The organism is Lyngbya sp. CCY1209 (assembly GCF_055795065.1).
Window position 1 is genome coordinate 1 of record NZ_JAYFER010000557.1, and the last position, 2,072, is coordinate 2,072.

Genomic DNA, 2,072 nt, shown 5'->3' on the forward strand with positions numbered 1-2,072 from the left:
TATCTGTATCGCTTTGCAATCCTCTTTAGAGGATTTGTGCTGTGAGCTTGGGAATTGATTCCCAAGCGGTTTTGTCGCTCAAATTATAACCCCTATAAGCCGATCGCAACAAAAGCTGACCAATATTTCGGATCGTCGAAGGGGGGATCTTTATCGTAATCCAACAGTTTGAAAGCGCATTCGTCTAGGTCATTTTCCGATAACTTCCAATCCCCTTTGAACCAGTTCAATAAATCCGCTTTGGTCTGCCGCCGCATCCAGGTTTGAGCCGCTTTTAACGCTTCGGCGATGCTTTTGTCCGGGTTAAATTCTTGGTAGAAGCGGATGGCTAAAAGGGCCGTGGCGAAGTCGTCCACGCACCACAAACTGCTCACCACCGAGAGGGCGCCGGCGTAGAAAAAGCCGCTGGCCAATCCGATATATTCGTCGGTGAAGAGACTGCCAATGAGCCCGGTTTCGCAGGCGGACAGCATCACCAACAGGCAGGCGGGGAGCTCCAGGTTCGCGTAGATTTCCCGGAGGGTGAGGCCCTGGTGTTCCGTGTCGAAGCGGCGACCGTCCCGGAGGGTGAGGGTGCGGCGGCCGTCGGGGTCGGGGGGTGCATCCCCCGCCAAAATGAGGGCGGAGTTGAGGGGATTTTCGCCGTCAAACCCGCCGTGGCAGGAAAAATGAACGAAAAGACTCCGGCTCAGTTGGTCGAGGGTGGCGGGGGAATTTAGGGCGACCTTGTTGGCGTCACGGTGTTTGAGGATGTGGGTGTCGGGGTCGAAGCGACGGCGGATGAATTCCACTTCCACATCGGTGTAGGGGAGGTCTTGGGTGGGGTTTTGGATGGCGAAGAATGGGCCGGCGGCGGCGGGGCGGCGGCGGGTGTGGATGTAGTCGAGAATCTGGCAACTGGGGGCGAACCGCACGCCTTCGGAAAAATAATCGATTAAGTGCGTCCGGTTTGTAGTGGGCTCTTCAGAGCGCTCTAAAGAGTGCTCTACGAGCGAGTTTGTAGTGGGCTCTTCAGAGCGCACTACGGGTAAGGCGTGGAGGGGGAACAGGTGCAGGTACAGATGGGGGACGAGGATGAGGGTGGTGCACGCGGCGCAGGTGTCGAGGAGCTCGGGGAGGTCCAGGAGTCCGGCGAGCTCGGCGAGGCGGGGGGCGAGGTGGTCGTCCCAGGTGTCTTGGCGGTAGTCGGAGAAGTAGGTTTCGTTGAACTCGTCGAGGGCCCGGCGCCGCTCGGGGGTGTAGGTGTGGGGGCGGATGTGGGGGCGGTTGTCGCGGAGGGTGACGGTGAAGGCCCAGGCGCCGAGGTCGGGATCTCGGGGCAGATACCATTGGATGAGGGCGGTTTCCGGCGTCAGGAGTCGGGTGAAGTCGGGGAGTTGGGGGCGGACGTCCCGGATGGCCTCGAACTCGGAATCGTCGATTTCGGCGAGGAGGGTTTCCCGCTGTTGGATGAGACTTTGCAGTTGGGTGGGGTGTGGGGTGTGCTCGGTGGGGTGTGGGGTCGTTCTGCTTCCCGTCTCCCCATCTGCCTGTTCTCCATTTCCCTCTCTGCTTGTCTCTCCGTCGCCGAAGGACTGTTGCAGGGCGGCGATTTCTCGGTTGAGTTGGCGGTAGCGTTGCTGTTGTTCGGGGGTGGCGTTTTTGGGTACGAGGTCCGCGCCGCTGAGGAGTTCGAGGAGGGTGCGGGATTTGCTGCGCTCGACGGTGAGGAGGGCTCGGTCGTAGCGTTCCAGGTGGATGCAGGCCTGCACCATTTTACCGTAGAGGGGCAGGGCGTCTTCGATGAGTTGGCGTTTGGTGTCGGGGGAGGTGGCCCAGTTGCGGCTTTGTTCGACGGCGCGGATGGCGTTGTCGTAGCCGAAGATGGCGGTTTCCCAGTTTTGTTCCTCAAATCCCAAGTCGCCGAGGTTGCGTCCGGTTTGCAAGCAGTCCAGGGGTAAAGTTTCGGGGGTTCTGACTAGCAAGGAGTCTCGGTAGCAGGCGATCGCATCTTCAATGTTCTGTGCCCGCTCTCCCCGGATGCGGTTACGGTAGGCATTCCCCAGATTATTTTGGGTCATCGCCCAGTCTTC

General features: G+C 59.7%; 1 protein-coding gene. It reads right to left on the reverse strand.

Translation table 11 applies throughout. The features are described 5' to 3' along the window. Positions 1-92: 92 nt before the first annotated feature. The coding region (locus AC0QHF_RS19545; protein WP_324705915.1) for a CHAT domain-containing protein at positions 93-2,072 on the reverse strand (1,980 nt) is incomplete at its 5' end.